Source organism: Pseudoalteromonas sp. S2893, from assembly GCF_005887105.1.
Classification (GTDB): Bacteria; Pseudomonadota; Gammaproteobacteria; order Enterobacterales; family Alteromonadaceae; genus Pseudoalteromonas; species Pseudoalteromonas atlantica.
Window position 1 is genome coordinate 137,946 of the sequence record NZ_PNCY01000009.1, and the last position, 17,000, is coordinate 154,945.

Sequence of the window (17,000 nt, forward strand, 5' to 3'; positions counted from 1 at the left end):
TGAATTTTCCTTTCACAGTTGTTCACAATCGTACCCATTTATTCACTTTTTTAAATGACTCTATGTTAATAGTTATGTTACATTAATGTGTTTTTAACTGAACAAACACTGAATATAACAATATACGACATAGGAATGTTATGTATAAAACACTCTCATCAGGATTGATAGCGTTTTGCTTTTTAAATTCGCTAAGTGCACACGCGGCGGTTTCGCAACGAGTAAACAAATCATCTTTATCAGAAGTTAACTTACTTTTAAATCAAAGCGTAGGTTTAACTAATCAGGCATCCACCCATTCTTACTTTATTGAGTTAGATACGCCTCAAGCCTTAAATGCAAAACAAACTCGGTCATCAGCCAAAAAGATGCAGCAGTTTTTTGCAGGCGTGCCTATTTGGGGGCAGCAAATACGAGTGCAACCTAGCAATCAACACATAAGTGGTTTTTTTGCGAAAAATATCGATGCTGTATCTTTAAATAAAACGGCTAATAATCAGTTTGATGAATTTTCTGCGGTTAAATCTATTTTAGTAAACGCTAAACTTGATGAATCTACTGCTTATCAAGTATTAAACAACCAACGTTATGTTTATATTGATAACGGAGTCGCACATTTTGCTCGCTTAATTGAATTAAATGTATTTGAAAATGGCGTTGAAAAAAAGCCAATAGGTTTAGTAAGCGAATCTGATTACAGTGTATTTAAACAGTGGGATAATATTAAAAGTGCCCAAGGTACAGGCCCTGGCGGTAATACAAAAATAGGGCAGTATGAATACGGCACTGACGTTGAAGCACTGGATGTGACGCAGCGTGGTGAGATGTGTTTTTTAGAAAACGAGAAAGTTAAAACTGTCACCATGGAGTCGGGTTTTGAGCCAAGTGAAGCTTACTCTTTTGCCTGTGATAGGAATACCTACAAAGAAGTAAATGGAGCTTACTCCCCACTAAATGATGCCCATGCATTTGGTACTGCGGTATTTGATATGTATCAACAATGGTACAACACGGCTCCGCTTACTTTTCAATTGTTGATGCGTGTTCACAGTGGTGATAACTGGGAAAATGCAACGTGGAATGGTCAGGCCATGACCTTTGGCGATGGCGCTGATAGGTTTTACCCGTTGGTTTCACTTGATATCGTATCTCATGAGGTAAGCCATGGTTTTACTAGCCAAAACTCTAATTTAATTTATGCAGAACAATCTGGTGGTATAAACGAATCTTTTTCTGATATGGCGGGTGAAACAGCCGAGTATTTTTTACGCGCAGAGACTGATTGGTTATCTGGCGCTGATATTTCAAAAACTAGCCCCGCACTTCGTTATTTTGAAACGCCATCACTAGATGGGCTTTCGATTGACCACGCAAGTGAATATTACTCAGGTATGGATGTTCACTTTAGTAGTGGTGTTTTTAATCGTGCTTTCTTCCTACTTTCGAACACTGATGGTTGGGACCCTAAAAAAGCGTTCGAGATAATGCTTTTTGCAAATCAAAACTATTGGGTTAACTCTAGTGATTTTATTGATGGTGCCTGTGGTGCTATAAATTCTGCTATTGATTTAAGGTATGAAGCTAACGATGTCATCGCAGCATTTAATGAAGTAGGCGTTACTTGCGATAACATTCAGTTTATAGATGCCGATGCCGATTTAATGGATGATAACTGGGAGCTGTTTTACGGATTAGATCCTAGTAATGCTGATGACGCTGGACTTGATTTAGACCAAGATGGTTTAACAAACCTTGAAGAATACTTAGCGAATACTTTCCCTAATGCAACGGATACCGACTCAGATGATCTATCAGATTATGATGAAGTTAATGTATACCTTACTGAACCTAACAATGCAGACTCTGACTTTGACCGCATGCCTGATGGCTGGGAAGTTTCGTTTTCATTAAACCCATTAAATGCAGATGATGCTCAACTTGATTTAGACTCAGACACCTGGAGTAATGTAATCGAGTTTTTTGGTAACAGTGACCCTTCAGACGCAAGCTCTGAGCCGGTCGTTTTTCCTGAAACAACCTTTGACTTCGATGATGCAGCTGTTCCAGATTTGCTTATTTCGTCAAATTTACAAACGCCTTGGTTAACAACTCAAATTAATGAAGATTCTGGCTTTGTGTTGACTAATAACGACATTACAGACAACCAATCAACCAGTGTTGAGTTTAGCTTTTTAAATAGCGAGCAAGGCTATGTAAACTTTAACTACGCATTAGACACAGAAGTTGGTTATGACTATTTTACTGTTTATATTAATGGTTCAGTTGTTTTAGATGAGTCAGGCATAAGCCAGTGGAAAGCGGCGTCTTTCCAAGTTCCTGCTGGGCTAAATACTGTTAAGTTTACTTATTTTAAAGATATGTCCGTTTCTACTCCTGCAGATGCTGTATATATAGATAATTTATATATAGGGCCTAATTTTCCTGATGCTGATAATGACGGTATGTCTGATTCTTGGGAATTACAGCATGGTCTTGATATTAATAATAGTGAAGATGCATCACTTGATGCTGACGCGGATGGCTTATCTAACCTTTTAGAGTTTTTAAACGCGGGTTTACCAAATAACCCTGATACAGATGGCGATACTATCCCTGATGGCTGGGAGTACAATAATAGTTTAGATTTAACCAGCTCGTCTGATGCAGCAGAAGATGCAGATAATGATGGGTTTTCAAATCTAACCGAGTATTTAGCAAACACTGATCCGCAGTCAGATACTTCTTTCCCTGTTGCTTTAAACCTCACTACCTCCTTTGAAGGCTCTGCACTACCTAGTTGGATGGTTGAAGCCGAAGGTTCTAGTGCTCCTTGGTTTATTACGAATGATTTTGCGACCGACGGTATACAAAGTATTCGCTCAGGCGTTATTAGTCACTCACAGTTTAGTAGCTTCACCGTAACAGGTTTATTTGAAGAGAGTGTATTAGCATTCGATTATAAAATTGAATCAGAGTCTTGCTGCGATTTTTTAAGTATTACTATTGATGGACAACCCGTTTTTGAGCGTAATGACCGAGGTAATTCAAATACCACAGAAGCAACGTCTATTGTGCTTAACCTAAGCGAAGGGCTTCATAATATTGAATTTAAATATTATAAAGACGGTTCTGTCTCATTCGGTGCCGATACTGTATGGCTTGATAACTTTGCTTTATTTTCTCCAACTGATTTAACAGATACTGATAACGATCAACTGCCAGATTACTGGGAATTAGTTAATGGATTAAATCGCCTTGATGCAAGTGATGCTGCATCTGATGCTGATACTGACGGTCTTTCAGCCCTAGAAGAATTTAACCTAGGAACAAATCCAACCTCAGCAGATACAGATGGTGATGAACTAAGTGATGGCTATGAGGTAAGTAATGATCTTTTACCTTTAGATGCTGCAGATGCTAATTTAGATTACGATGAAGATGGCTATACAAATATTCAGGAGTTTTACTCTCAGAGTCTAGCTAACGATGCTTCATCATTAGTGCAATCTTTCACGCAATTAAATGAAAGCTTTGAAGATGGCCTTCTTCCGACTAAGTTTACCGAACTTGCTGTTAACTCTTGGGGTTGGCAAGCTAATACAAGTTGGTCAACTTTGGGCGATGCAAGCCTTAGCTTAGCATTAACGCCTACTAGCAAGGTTGGGGGGTTTGCCATTGCGGGGTTATTTGAAGCCGGTTTTATTAACTTAGACTATTTGGTTTATGACTCTCCAGCGCTGCAAATAAGCTTAAATGGTAGCCCTATAGATGTAAATCGTGGTAGCCAGTCTCGTTTATTGTTACCGGTAGATGATGGTTTTAATATTATTAAAGTTAAATATGAGGACTTATACCTTCAGCAGCAACCGTTATCAGTTGATAACATTACCTGGTCTGCAGATATAGACCTCACCAGCGACTATGATTCGGACGGTATTCCTGATTTTTGGGAAGTTGAATATGGGCTAAATGCTTTAGAACCCTACGACGCTAATTATGACGCCGACTATGATGGTTTGACTAATTTACAAGAGTATCAACTTTCGGGTAATCCGCTTAGCTCAGATTCAGATGGCGATGGTGTCCAAGACAGTGAAGATAGCCACCCAGATGATGCAAGCCGCGGTGAAAATAGTCCGCCTGAGTTTATATCGAGTCTTGAGCCGATTACGCTTGAAGCGACTTCACAAATTACTAATATTACCCGTCTATATACTCCAGAGGCTAGAGATAACGGTCATTTAGAGCCTCAAGTATACACAAGCTCAGGGTCTTACCTGCCCCTTGGCGAGCACCAGATTACATGGATTGCACGAGATAATGTTGGTAACGAAACATCGGCGATACAAACAGTCACACTTGTTGATACAACTGCCCCGATTATCCAACCGTATACTTTTAATGTTTATGGCAGCACGATCGCGGCTATAAAAAATGCACTTGTAGATAATCGTGTTATTTACGATAGTGTTTCAGCTATAACGCTTCTGGAAATTGATGATAGCTTTGTATTTAGAACGGGCGATGTATCTATTCCTGTATCTGCAGTTGATGAAGCTGGAAATCATGTATCAGGCGACGTAAGGGCTATGATTTTCCCTGAAATCAGTATTCAGCCTACTACGTATGTGTATCAAAATGGTAATGTGCTTGTAGATGTTTTTATTAGCGGCGCTAACCCATATGGTTACTCTAGCTTTCATTTACAAGCTAATAATAGCACCCAGTATTTTACTACTAATCAGTATGGACCTATTAAGCTTGAGTTAGCGCGAGAATTTGTAGGTAGCGCAGCAAGTATTAGTGTCCTATCTAATGGTAATGCGTTTATAGACAAAAATGATAACAGCCAGCTAGTGTACTTAAGTGAAGCGGCACAGGCGCAGTTTATTACTGATTTTTATCAAAATGGTAAAGCAGTTAATAAAACTATTCAGCGTTCTTTACCTGACTTTAATGCCACCATTAAGTTAGTAAATTTACCGAGTACAGGTAGTGATGTATCCCTTGAGCTTATTGGCCCCACAGGTGTTGATTTTTACATTTATAAAACAGCTGATTCACAGTGGGATGTTTCATTTAGCGCAAATCTTTCTGAGCAAACCAATAATATAGATTTAACTTTACGCGTAAAACAAGGTGATGAACTACTAGCAACTAAGCAAACTAGTTTACGTATTGTTGATAGCGTTATATTTGATGACCCTGAGCTAGATACTGATGGCGACGGTATACCTGATATTGAAGAAGGAGTAGGTGATAGTGATAAAGATGGTATTGCTGATTACCTAGATAGCACTTCTACTACTAATACAGCTATCTTAGCTTCAGGTGATAGTGCTCACAGTATTGATGAGTTTAATCACTTAGCTGTAGGTAGCATTAAAGAGGCTCTAGCAGCGGGTTATATTGCTGATATGTCTATTTCTGAACAAGCGCTTAGCACTTATTTCTCAGATTTAGATATAATAGAACCTCACTTCCAAGCTAAAAGTGATGTAATTAACCTTCGTGTTACGTTATCTAATTCATCAAGCACCGCAGAAATTGCACTACCTGAGTATGTAAATGCAATTTTAAGCTCAGACATGCAAGTAAGAGTACTAACCGCTGCTGGTTGGCAGTCGGCCACTGTATTATCAGGTAATGTATATGAGCAAGTGTGTTCACGCTGCTTTAGCTTTGCAATCGCAGATGGTAGCGCATTCGACCTTGATGGAGAGGTTAATGGGGTTATTGAAGTTGTGGCAAAACTAGCGCAGGAGAGTCTAAATCAGGCGCCAGTATTAGATGTAGATATGCCGGCCACAATAGAAGAGCTTGCTACTATTGAGCTTGATGCTTCTGGCTCTACTGACCCTGATGGAGATACGTTATCTTACGAATGGCGTGTTGAACACCCTCAGTTATCCATTACAGCTGAGGATACTCAAGGTAAAGCGGTACTTACCGTGGGTGAGCTTGAGCAAACGGTTGATGCGGATATTACGTTAGTGATATCAGATGGCTATGAGCAATTTACGCAAGTATACACCGTTAGCTTTTTACATGTTAATCAGCTACCAAGTGTAGAATTAAGTACATCTGCGGTTTCGGTTAAAGAAGGTCAGGCAGTTTCAGTGACAGCGTCTGCAAGCGATAAAGAATCCTCAGAGCTTTCTTTTAAGTGGGTTCAAACAATGGGTGTAGAAGTGGCGCTAAGCGATGTTGACTCCAGCACACTTAAGTTTACAGCGCCGAGTGTGTCGCAAACTACAGAGCTGGGCTTCAAGCTTATTGTATCTGATGGTGAAGGTGAGACTGAGCAAAGTTTAGCTGTGACTGTCACTAATGCATCTGGCACAAGTAGTGAAAAGGGCAGTGGCGGTGGTTCATTAGCCTTCATTTTGCTGCTTTTAGCACTTTCTGTTGTGTACACAAGAGCGCAGTGCTTTAAGTAACACTTACTAATAAATATATTCTTATATTGATAAAAGCCCCTTGATGTATTCAAGGGGCTTTTTCTTTTATGAACCAAATGTATTTTAAGTAAGTATAGAGTTGAGTGTGTTATGCTATTTTTATTAGTAATGAGTTGGAATTTTAATGAGTTATCGTAAAATTTTATTATGTATGAGCTGTTTATTTCTAAGTAATGTACTTTTTGCTAAAACTGTTACGCCGAGTAATAAAAGCCGTTTTATACCGTTATTAAAAACAATGCTTGGCGATTACCAGGTGGTAACTGCTAACTCCCCACTGTGTGTGGATAGTCAGTTGAGTTTAATTAACCCAGTTTACCCAGACGCGGGTTTTAAATTAGGCGAGCATATTGCGTTTGAAAGTTTACACAACGGCACCCGTACAACTAAAAAGCCAAACTTTTGTTTTGTAACTAGCTCGTATAAATACAAAAGTGATGGTGTTGATAACAGCTTAAAAATGAGCCGCTGTATTGACCCCAATAACGAAAAAACCATCAGACAAAGCATTAAGTTTACCAGTGTTACAACGCTCAAATATACGCAGAATACCCCCGCAGTAGAGTGCACATTTACAAGACAATAATTTACTTGCAATGAATTTGCGGTATATCGTGCCAGCGCGTTGTGTATTGGGGCGATAAGTAATCTCTGTTCATATGCCAGCCTTGATTTAGTTTGCTGCTGGCTAGGGTGAGTATGCCTTTTCCGTAGCGGTTGTTTATTGTATCAAGACACTGCATTAATTTAGGGTTATCGGCACTTTGGCTAAATAAATCAGTTTGCTGATACTGCACCGAGGTAAGCTCTAAAGCGCCTACACCACATTTATAAAACCGTACACCTGGCTGATAAATATGAGTAAATACTTCTGATACAGCATTGGCCATTACGCAGGTATCGTTAGTGGGGGTGGCAAATTTATATATAAACGACTTTTTACAATAGCGGTCTTCGTGTTTGCCAGTGGCGGCAAATATATAAAGCTGTTTTGCTAATGAGCGCTGCCCTCGTAGTTTACTGGCAACCGTGGTTACGTGGTTAATAAGGGCGGTTTTAAGTGCAGTAGGCTCACTGATCCGCTCACCAAAGCTGCGAGTAGAATATATTTCTCGCTTATCTTGGCGTACATCGTCCCATGTTAAGCACGCTATACCATTTAGCTCACTTACGGTACGCTCTACTACCACACTAAACGCGCGGCGCATGGTTTTAGGGTTTTGCTGTGCCAGATCCCACGCGGTATGTATGTTCATTATATTAAGCTTTTTAGCTAGGCGCTTACCTATGCCCCATACATCGGCGCAGCTCATTCTTTGTAAAATTGCTTGGCGGCTTTGCTCGTTATTTATAACGGCCACCCCATCAAACCCGCTTAGCTTTTTAGCTGCATGGTTAGCGGCTTTTGCCAAAGTAGGTGTTGGGCCAAAACCAACACCCACAGGGAGTTTAGTTTCGCGCCAAACGGTACGCCTTATTGTATGCCCGTACTCGTGCCAGTTTTGTATAAGGGGTGTGTAGCCAGTAAAGTGCAAAAACGACTCATCAATACTGTATATGTATTGTGTGTCGCAAAAGCGGCCAATTACGTTCATCATTTTGGCGCTTAAATCGGCGTACAACTCATAGTTACTCGAACGTACAACCACCTTGTGTTGCTCAAGCAGGTGCTTAACTTTAAAATAAGGGCCAAATTTAGGAATGTTTAAGCGCCGAGCTATCGGGCATACCGCACATACGCAGCCATCGTTATTAGTTAAAACCACCACAGGTTTAGAGCGAATAGCGGGGTCGAACACTTTTTCGGCACTGGCATAAAATGCAACGGCATCGACTAAGGCGTACATTTTAATAGCTCAGGGCTTGGGCGGTGCATTCTAATTGATAGTGTAACCACTCCCTCTAACTGAAACTCATCAGCTGAGGTTAGTTGTACCGGCTTATGTAAAGGCGATGCAGAGAGTAACCGCGCATTGGTTTTATCTAATAGCTTACACACAAATAAGCCATTTAAGTTAGCAACAATAACATCGCCGTTATCGGCTTGCTCAGCACGGTCTACAAGAAGTAAGTCGCCTTCAAAAATCCCCACCTCTTGCATGGAATTACCCGAGGCAATACCAATAAAGGTGGCGTCGGGGTGCTTTATTAATAGCTCATCAAGAGAAACACCGAGCTCGGCGTATTGCGCCGCGGGCGATTCAAACCCACACACACCGGCTTCTATATAAACGGGAATAACAAACATAACACAACCTAAAACGCATATACTGTATAAGTGTACAGTATATGCGTTTTGTGTAAGTTATGCCAAGAAATGAAAGACAGATCACGCCATGTTTTTGATCATTTGTTGCGCGGTATCTAAAAAGTCTTTGATTTGCTGCGGGTTTAAGTTTTTACACATTTGATCATTTATTTGCTGCTCAGAGGCTAATAACTTATCAAACAATGTATTGCCTTGCTCGGTGAGCGACAAAATAAAGCAACGTTTGTCGTGCTCACTTGCTTGCTTATTAATAAGGTTTAACGCAATAAGATCTTTAATTAAGCGGGCAATTTGGGCTTTGTCGCGCTGTGTTTTAGTCACAATGTCGTTAGCGGTACAGTTAGATGTACTGGCAATAATGTGTATACAACGCACGTGCATAGCATTAATACCAAGGTCGCCTGCGTTAATAGCCTCGCGAATTGTTACGCGGTAATTTTGCATCAGCTCAAATAGGGTATTTGATAAAAGCGTGTTCATAAGCTCTCTAATGGTTGACAATATCAATTAGTTTGTTATAGTTGATTTTATCAACCAATAGGGCGTTGTGCAATGCTTGCTTTAAAAAGCAGTTAACTATTTTGTTAAACGAGGTGATTTTAAATGGGTAAACAAGTTCGCAAAGCTACGGTACTAAGTACTGAACAAATAACACCGCATTTACAGCGCATTGTTGTAGGCTCAGATGAGTTTTCGGATTTAACACAAGCGCATATTGGCAGCTATGTAAAAGTGCTTATTCCCCAAAATGGCAAAGTTGATTTTAATTTAAAAACCGCGTGTATGCGCTCTTACACAATAAGGGACGTTGATGATGCAACGGGCGCGTTAACGCTCGACTTTGTAATAAACATGCACCAAGGTCCGGCTACGCAATGGGCTATAACTGCAAAAATAGGTGACGAGGTTGGCATAGCGGGCCCAGGCCCTAAAAAGCTTGATAATTACCAGCATCCGCATTATGTATTACTAGGCGATTTAACCTCAGTTAATGCAATAAAAGGGTACATGCAGCAGTTACCCGCCAGCGCAAAAATTGACGCGTTTGTGCATGCCCCTACTGAGCAAGACATTATTGATTTAAACACGCAGCGCGATGTTAATTGGTTAATTACAGATACCCCAGATACGGATATGCTCAGCGCGCTTAACAATTTGCCACACACGAACGAGCCACCTATTGTATTTATGGCATTAGAGGCGGGGTTAGTACGTAAAGCAAAAACCTTACTTACCCAGGATTGTAATATACCGCGCAGTAATATAGTTTCCTCTGGTTATTGGAAAAAAGGCGTAGACTCAGAGGGTTATAAAAAAGAGCGCCAGCAAAGCCCTGAGCTTGCATGAATACCTTAGAGCAAAACAGCCTAACGCTATTTTGCTTTTATCCGTTACCTAACTTGAATTGAATAAATAGCAGACCCATTTAAGTGTTTTATGCTGATGATGAAGCCCATTATTAGCATGCATTTTAAGGAGCTGCTATTTTGTTATCTTCCATTCCCTTTTCGTTATTAGAGCTTGCCCCCATGATCAAAGGGGACAGCGTTTCTCATACGCTCAATAAAACCACTAAATACGCCCAGCGTGCCGACCAATTAGGGTTTAATCGCTTTTGGTTGGCCGAGCATCACAATATGCCCGGTATAATTTGTGCTGCCACCTCAATATTAGTAGGTCACATTGCAGGTAAAACTCAGCGTATACGGGTTGGCTCTGGCGGAATAATGCTGCCGAATCATTCTCCCTTAGTTGTGGCTGAGCAATTTGGTACGTTAGAGAGTTTATACCCTGGACGAATAGATTTAGGCCTTGGCCGCGCCCCTGGTAGTGATCCAGTAACCAGCCGTGCGCTAAATAATGATATGAGCCGCGCAGAAAACTTCGCGGGGGAGGTAACAGAGCTGCAAACATTATTAGGCCCATACAATGGCACACACCCTATACGTGCTATCCCGGGGGAGGACACAAACGTACCGCTTTGGTTATTAGGCTCAAGTTTGTTTAGCGCCCAATTGGCCGCGCAAAAAGGGTTGCCTTATGTATTTGCAGGGCACTTTGCACCGCGTTTTGTACACGATGCCATTGCACTATATAAGCGAGAATTTAAAGCCTCAAATGTACTCGATAAACCCTATGTAATGCTTGCCTTACCCCTGGTAGCAGCAGAAACCGATGAAGAAGCGCAGTACCTCTGTACCACCTCAAAGCAACGCGTGCTTGAATTAATACGCGGCAAAGAGCTGTGGCTAAAGCCACCGGTAGAGAGTATGGAAGGTTTATGGAGTGAGCAAGAGCGCGCCCACGTAGAAAACTTTTTAAGCTTAAGCGTTGTTGGCGGGCATGTGAGTATAAAACATAAATTACAAATGATAGCGAAAGAGCTAGAAGTGGATGAGTTTATATTTACCAACGATGTTTACGACAGCGAAAAACGCCACCGAGCCCTAGAAATTTTAATGGAAATAAAGCATTAATTAAAAAAGGAAGTGTTTAGTTAAGCAAACGTACACACAAGCCTTGCTACTATGTAGACATCATTAAAAGTGAATACAAACTTATTAACTTTAGGTGATGTCTGAACAAACACTTTCGATAATTAAACATATTTAGGTTGCCAAGGATAAGGCCCATTATGCATTATTTATCGTTCTGTTTTTTCAATCAAACTGATTTAAACAATCAATTTTAAGACATCACTTTTATTTTTTATAATGTAGTTATTAACCAAACATCATTAAATTAAAGGAAGGTACACCGTGAACGCTCTAACAACCGCATCGGCTAATTCAGTTACTCATACAGCGCAGCCAAAAGTTGCTCTGATAGCTGAAGGTGGCGGACAACGAGGGATATTCACAGCCGGTGTATTAGATGCATGGTTAGAGCAAAACTACGACCCATTTGATTTATTTATTGGCACCTCTGCCGGCTCGCAAAATTTAACAAGCTATTTAGCACGCCAAAAAGGTTATGCTAAACGCTTAATTAGAGGGCTTTCGCGTAACAAACGCTTTTTTCAATTAGGGCGTGGTTTAATGGGCAAGCACATTGTTGATTTAGACTGGTACTTTGAAAAAACCACCGAAGTAAACAGAGCCCTTGATTTCAAAACAGCAAAAACCAGCTTAGGCGAGCGTGAGCTGCTTATAACAGCAACCAATGCACGCGACAGAAAAGCCTATTACCTTTCACCTACAGGAGAAGGTAAGCAATGGCGCGATTTGTTAAAAGCATCGAGCGCGTTACCTTTTTTGTATAAACAAGGCGTTAAACTTACTCCTTGGTTAGGTACAAAAGCAGCAAACGAAGCGCATTTAGCTGCAGAGCAATCAAGTGAAGATTTTTATTTAGATGGCGGCTTAGCTGCGCCACTGCCTGTACGCGAAGCTTATAACCGTGGCGCACGAAAAATCGTGGTAATAAGAACCGTTGATGAGCATTTTCAGGCGCAAACTGCATGGGTTCAAAAGCTTAGAACATTTGCATGTGCATCAGGCTACTGCCCAAAAACACTTGATTACTTGATTCAACACGAGCAAGCATACCTAGACGAGCTAACGTTTATTGCAAACCCGCCTAGTGATGTAGAAATTATACAAATTTTTGCAGACGAAAAGCTACACAGTAAATTATTAGGTAGCTCGAATGATGATTTACGCTTTGATCATAAGCTAGGTGTAAAAGCAGGCCGCGCTTATTTAAAAAGCCAAAACGCACGTATAGTAGATTACGCACACAGCTACGCTATGTAGCTGTGTATTAACGCTTAAACTTAAATTACTACTTAAGTTTAAGCTTTTGGTAAAGCGCCGTGGCAAAATTAAAGCTCTGCTTTTTTTAAACTTATCGATGGCTTTTTATTGCTAATTGCCGCGCCTATTAAAATAAGCGCTAAAGCAATAAACACTGACCAACTAAAGGGAGCCTGCGAGGCGAGTATTAAAATAAAAGTAGAAAGCACCGGCGTTAAAAAACTTAACGAGGCTAATAGCGATCGGTTACCAAATTTTAAACCATGATCCCATAAATAAAATGCACCTCCCACTGGGCCTAACCCTAATAAAATAGCGCCTAGCCATTGTGAAACAGACAAACTAGTAACGGTTGTTTCAAAATAAAAATGTGCACAAAGGGCAAGCACAGCTACAATAAGTGAAAGCCAGCCTATGTCATCTACATGGCTATTAAATTGCGACATTAAATAAGAATAACTAGACCACAGTACTGCACAGCAACCTGCAAAAAAATACCCTAAGTAATACTCTCTATTGATAGATAGCCCACTGCCATCGGTAATTAAACTAAGCGTGCCTAAAAACCCCAGTAATCCGCCCAAGATTGCTTTAAATTTAGACCCAGGGGTAGCCACAAATACACCCAGTAATAATGGCCAAAGGTACACAATTAAGCTTACCTCTATTAAAGGGCCGTATTTTAAAGCCATAAAATAACAAAAGTGAAAACCAAATAAGCCGGTAACACCTATTACAATTTGTTTTTTTGAAAGCTTAGGAGGGGTTAATAATGGCTGTTTTGTAGCAAAACGTTTTACTAATAAAATAATAAAAGAAAGTGCAAAGCACATAAAAAGTAACTGAAAAGCCGGGAGCGCTTTGGTTAAATTACCCAGTAAAGCTAAAAGCCCCCACGAAAATATTGCTAAAAACCCTATGTGTGTTGCCATTAATTACCCTCCGTAAATACTATGTACTGAGTCTATCAATATAGGTTTTTAAAAATGTGCTAAAAAGACGGTGTTATTGTCTGCTCTGACGCTATTTAACCTACGCTCTGCCTGAGCTTGCTTTATTATCTCGTGTTTAGGTTATCTATATTACTGCTTTGCAAACGCCTTAGGTGGCTGTCCAAAATATAAATTAAACCGGCGGCTAAACGCAGAGGCATCGTTATAACCAATGCGCTCGCCTACTAAAGCAATCGGTAAGTCTGAATGGGTTAAAAGGGCGCGAGCGTGCTGCATTCGCAACATAGTTAAATATTGCAGCGCACTCATAGTGGTACTTTTTTTAAACACAGTTTTAAATTGTGTAACACTTAAACAGGCTATATCGGCCAGCTCTTTTAACGTGTAGGGGTAGGCTAAATTTTGCTTAACAGTGGTTATTACATTATCTATTCGCTTATCAATATTACTGTGGCTGCTTTGCTCACAAAGTAATAAGTAAAATAAATCAAAAGTTGAACTTGTAAGCTTTTCATCGCTAACAACGAGCAGTTGCTGCTCTATAAACTGTAAGTAACTTAATAAACGGCTATCTATTGAGATTTTAGGGCATAAAAGGTTAATAAGGTTTTCAGGGAGTACGTCTAAATCTGCCACAATAAAACGCGCTGCTTCATCGGCCGTAAAGGCATGTATTACGTTTTTCTCTATAACGATACAACGGCCCGTACTCACCGTTGTTTTAAAGTCATTATTTAACGTTATAAAAATTTCCCCGTGTAGGGGTAAAACGAGTTGATGGTAATTATGCTGGTGGCGCTTTATATCTTGCGAATAATACCGAATAGAAAGCTTATTCATTACCTACTCCAATACCTAATACAGAAACCGAGTATTGCCTAACATACTTTAAGTAAAACATGGCGTTAATTAAACCTAAGTAGATGACAATAATATGCTGGTTTCGCTATTTAAAATGCCTTCTATTTCGCGTACTTGCCTGAGTACGCCATCAAACTCACCTAAATTTGCCGCCTGTATTTCAGCCACTAGATCCCAAGCGCCATTGGTTGTATGTAACTTTGTTAGCTCTGGTATGCCGCGCATGGTTTTAATTACCTGCGATGTAGATTTACCCACCACTTCCACCATCATTATTGCTCTTACAGCTTCGGTTTCTATGTGTTCGTGTACACGCACCGTAAAGCCTAATATAGCGCCCGATGAGACTAAACGGTCTAAGCGATTTTGCACTGTCCCGCGCGACACCTTTAAAACATCGGCTAGGGCTGAAATAGAAGCGCGGCCATCTTTTCGTAATTCGGCTATTAATGCGTTATCTAATGAGTCGTAAATGTAAGGGGTCATAAAACGCCTTGGGTTATGTGTTTATTACAAATTACTAAATTTGTACTTTATTGCATAGCAATTTGCTAAAAAATACTATTATTTGTATAAACTTTTGGCATTTTAAGTAACACCTCTGGCCTATAAACTTATTACAATTAATTTATTTAGTCATTAAAGAGGTATTTATGAGTCATTTTATCGCACAACCTAAACAAGGTGTTCCATTCGTTAGCGTACAGGCAATGGCCAAACTTATAAATAAAGTCGGAATAGAAAACGTGTTGCTTGAGCTTACCCAAAGATTAGAACAGGACTTTGCTCGCTGGGATGAGTTTGATAAATCGCCACGTTATGCAGCGCACTCTCCTGATGGCGTAATAGAGCTTATGCCAGTGAGCGACGATAAAATGTTTAGCTGTAAATATGTAAATGGTCATCCAAAAAACACCTTTAAGGAACTTCAAACCGTGGCCGCGTTTGGTATTTTGTCGGATGTTGATAGCGGCTATCCGGTTATGATCAGCGAAATGTGCTTACTAACAGCCTTACGCACAGCGGCCACATCGGCGCTTGTGGCAAAGTATTTAGCGCCTAAGCACTCAACAACACTTACATTAATTGGTAATGGTGCACAGTCTGAGTTTCAGGCATTAGCTTTTAAAGCCGTATTAGGCATTACTCACATTCGTTTATACGATATTGATAAAAATGCCTCACAAAAAGCCTACAACAACTTAAGTGGTTACGGTTTAAATGTAACTCTATGCAATAGCGCAGAAGAGGCCGTACAAGGCGCGCACATTATTACAACCTGCACAGCCGATAAAAAAAATGCCACTATTTTAACCAGCGATATGATCCCCCAGGGCGTGCATTTAAATGCCATTGGTGGCGATTGCCCTGGTAAAACAGAGCTTGATTCACAATTATTAACGCGCGCAAATGTGTTTGTAGAGTACGAACCGCAAACCAGAATAGAGGGCGAAATACAGCAAATGAGCGAAACCTTTGCCGTAACAGAGTTTCATAAAGTAATTAATAAACAAACACCTGGGCGTACAAGTAACAACGAGCTTACTATTTTTGATGGGGTAGGCTTTGCAAGCGAAGACTTTACGGCGCTGGTGTATATTAAAGACGCGCTGGTGGCTGCGGGTGAGTTTGAACTACTTGATTTAATTACACAACAAGCTGATCCGCGTAATTTATTTTCGGTACTTAATAGTACACAACCATCAAAAACACCTAAGCAAGAGCAAGTCGCATGAGCCACATAAAGCAAGCACCAACAGCGGTGGTGATGGTGCGCCCGCATCACTTTACATCTAACCCACAAACCATGCTAGACAACACGTTTCAAAGTACCTGTAACTCACAAAATCAGAGTCAGCTTGCCTTTGACGAAGTCACTAATGCGGTTAAATTATTACAAAACGAGGGCGTAACGGTTCATCTTTTCGAAGACGAGCATACACACACGCCCGATTCTGTGTTTCCAAATAATTGGTTTTCTACCCATCAAAGTGGCGAGCTAGTTATGTACCCAATGTACGCAGAAAACAGAAGGTTAGAATATCGAAAAGATATTATTGGTTTTTTGACTAATCACTATAAAGTGTTGTCTGTGACTGATTATTCATTTTTAGCGAAAGAAAATGCATTTTTAGAAGGCACAGGATCGCTTGTTATTGACCACCCCCATAAGCTTGCTTATGCAGTAGAATCTAAGCGCACTACTAAAACCGTGGTTAATACAGTGTGCGAGCAATTAAAGCTAAAACCTGTTGTATTTAACGCCTACGATGAGCAAGGTACTGCGGTTTATCATACTAATGTATTAATGTGTGTAGCTACAGAGTTTGCCATGATCAGCTTAAATATGGTGCCAAATAGTCAGCACAAACAATTAACTAGCCATTTTATACAAAGCCATTTAGAAGTAATAAACTTATCTAATGAGCAAATAAGTAGCTTTTGCGGCAACGCAATAGAGTTACAAGGTACAAATGGTCGTATTTTAGCACTCTCACAAACGGCGTTTAATGCACTTACAACCGAGCAAAAAGCAGCAATACAAAAAACAGCTAAACTTGTTCCGTTACCTATACCAACCATAGAGTCGGCGGGAGGTTCGGTTAGATGCATGATTGCTGGCATACACCTGCAAAGTAAATAACCTACCACTAAGTCAACATACTAAGGCAGCTTAGCTGCCTTAATCTATGGCTAACAT

Annotated in this window: 13 protein-coding genes; 7 read left to right on the top strand and 6 right to left on the bottom strand. The window is 40.3% G+C overall.

Annotated features, from left to right (window positions below):
• The first annotated feature begins 140 nt into the window (after positions 1 to 140).
• Together CWC04_RS05470 and CWC04_RS05475 are read left to right on the top strand one after the other, a co-directional pair.
• A complete protein-coding gene (locus tag CWC04_RS05470; RefSeq protein WP_138684835.1) occupies positions 141 to 6,440 on the top strand; it encodes a M4 family metallopeptidase in 6,300 nt (2,099 codons plus the stop codon).
• Between the two features lie 145 nt (positions 6,441 to 6,585).
• On the top strand, positions 6,586 to 7,047 hold the full coding sequence (locus tag CWC04_RS05475; RefSeq protein ID WP_138684836.1) for a hypothetical protein: 462 nt from the start codon (positions 6,586 to 6,588) through the stop codon (positions 7,045 to 7,047).
• Position 7,048: 1 nt separating this feature from the next.
• Here CWC04_RS05475 and CWC04_RS05480 read toward each other — a convergent pair whose 3' ends face one another.
• The 3 genes from CWC04_RS05480 to CWC04_RS05490 form a co-directional block, all read right to left on the bottom strand.
• Positions 7,049 to 8,308: a Y-family DNA polymerase gene (locus CWC04_RS05480; RefSeq protein ID WP_138684837.1), complete on the bottom strand. Its 1,260-nt coding sequence runs from the start codon at positions 8,306 to 8,308 to the stop codon at positions 7,049 to 7,051.
• Positions 8,296 to 8,709 carry a S24 family peptidase gene (locus tag CWC04_RS05485; protein WP_004586327.1) on the bottom strand — a complete coding sequence of 138 codons (414 nt, stop codon included), beginning with the start codon at positions 8,707 to 8,709 and terminating at the stop codon, positions 8,296 to 8,298. Before CWC04_RS05485 ends, CWC04_RS05480 begins: the two co-directional genes overlap by 13 nt.
• Positions 8,710 to 8,790: 81 nt before the next feature.
• On the bottom strand, positions 8,791 to 9,210 hold the full coding sequence (locus CWC04_RS05490; protein WP_004586326.1) for a MarR family winged helix-turn-helix transcriptional regulator: 420 nt from the start codon (positions 9,208 to 9,210) through the stop codon (positions 8,791 to 8,793).
• A gap of 123 nt (positions 9,211 to 9,333) precedes the next feature.
• Between CWC04_RS05490 and CWC04_RS05495 the strand changes: the two genes are divergently transcribed.
• From CWC04_RS05495 to CWC04_RS05505, 3 genes are all read left to right on the top strand, one after another.
• On the top strand, positions 9,334 to 10,077 hold the full coding sequence (locus CWC04_RS05495; protein WP_138684838.1) for a siderophore-interacting protein: 744 nt from the start codon (positions 9,334 to 9,336) through the stop codon (positions 10,075 to 10,077).
• A gap of 140 nt (positions 10,078 to 10,217) precedes the next feature.
• A complete protein-coding gene (locus CWC04_RS05500; RefSeq protein WP_138684839.1) occupies positions 10,218 to 11,207 on the top strand; it encodes an LLM class flavin-dependent oxidoreductase in 990 nt (329 codons plus the stop codon).
• 282 nt (positions 11,208 to 11,489) lie between these two features.
• Positions 11,490 to 12,485, top strand: coding sequence for a patatin-like phospholipase family protein (locus CWC04_RS05505; RefSeq protein WP_029772994.1), 996 nt, complete (start codon positions 11,490 to 11,492; stop codon positions 12,483 to 12,485).
• A 68-nt stretch (positions 12,486 to 12,553) separates the two neighbouring features.
• On the opposite strand, the gene CWC04_RS05510 is transcribed toward CWC04_RS05505, so the two are convergent.
• The 3 genes from CWC04_RS05510 to CWC04_RS05520 form a co-directional block, all read right to left on the bottom strand.
• Positions 12,554 to 13,417, bottom strand: coding sequence for a DMT family transporter (locus CWC04_RS05510; RefSeq protein ID WP_138684840.1), 864 nt, complete (start codon positions 13,415 to 13,417; stop codon positions 12,554 to 12,556).
• Between the two features lie 150 nt (positions 13,418 to 13,567).
• On the bottom strand, positions 13,568 to 14,278 hold the full coding sequence (locus CWC04_RS05515) for an AraC family transcriptional regulator (protein ID WP_138684841.1): 711 nt from the start codon (positions 14,276 to 14,278) through the stop codon (positions 13,568 to 13,570).
• A gap of 75 nt (positions 14,279 to 14,353) precedes the next feature.
• Positions 14,354 to 14,785: an Lrp/AsnC family transcriptional regulator gene (locus tag CWC04_RS05520; RefSeq protein WP_004586320.1), complete on the bottom strand. Its 432-nt coding sequence runs from the start codon at positions 14,783 to 14,785 to the stop codon at positions 14,354 to 14,356.
• A 167-nt stretch (positions 14,786 to 14,952) separates the two neighbouring features.
• Between CWC04_RS05520 and ocd the strand changes: the two genes are divergently transcribed.
• Together ocd and ctlX are read left to right on the top strand one after the other, a co-directional pair.
• Entirely contained in the window at positions 14,953 to 16,035 is a 1,083-nt protein-coding gene (gene ocd, locus CWC04_RS05525) for an ornithine cyclodeaminase (RefSeq protein WP_138684842.1), read from the top strand.
• Positions 16,032 to 16,943 (top strand): citrulline utilization hydrolase CtlX, encoded by a 912-nt coding sequence (gene ctlX, locus CWC04_RS05530; RefSeq protein WP_138684843.1) that lies wholly within the window; start codon positions 16,032 to 16,034, stop codon positions 16,941 to 16,943. The genes ocd and ctlX overlap by 4 nt, the downstream gene beginning before the upstream one ends.
• Positions 16,944 to 17,000: the final 57 nt, after the last annotated feature.